This window comes from Clostridium sp. CAG:43, assembly GCF_000434655.1.
Taxonomy (GTDB): Bacteria; Bacillota; Clostridia; order Lachnospirales; family Lachnospiraceae; genus Otoolea; species Otoolea fessa.
On sequence record NZ_FR895041.1, the window covers coordinates 1 to 523 of the forward strand.

A 523-nucleotide genomic window follows, 5' to 3' on the forward strand; every position below is an offset into this window, starting at 1 on the left:
GATCCGGTGCAGATTTCGATGCACAGCAACCTGATTTATTCGGCATTTGACCCGCGGTTCAATGTTGTATCACTGCCGTATCTGTTTGATTCGGTTGAGACAGCGGATACAGTCTTAGATGGTCCGGCGGGCGACAAGCTGGTTGAGATCCTGGAAAGCTATGGCCTGCATTGTATGGGTATGGCGGAGAATGGTTTCCGTCAGCTGACCAACAGCGAACATCCGGTTCATTCCGTGGAAGATATGAAGAACCTGAAACTGCGTGTAGCTGGTTCGAACCTTCTGATGAAGTGCTATGAGCTCTGGGGCGCCGATGCGACCAATATGAACTGGTCCGAGACGTATACGGCGCTGCAGCAGGGCACGGTAGACGGGCAGGAGAACCCGCTTCCGGCGATTGATGCGGCGAGTGTACAGGAAGTACAGAAATATGTTTCCCTGTGGAACGCAAACTATGACTGTCTGTTCTTCTGCATCAACCAGAAGCTGTATGACAGCCTGACGCCGGAGCAGCAGGCGGTTG

The 523-nt window shown here is 53.0% G+C and carries 1 protein-coding gene; it reads left to right on the top strand.

Annotated elements, in window-relative coordinates; genetic code table 11:
* Positions 1-523, top strand: a 523-nt coding sequence (gene dctP, locus QVO97_RS03360) for a TRAP transporter substrate-binding protein DctP (protein WP_288188784.1), incomplete at both ends; no start/stop codon positions are given.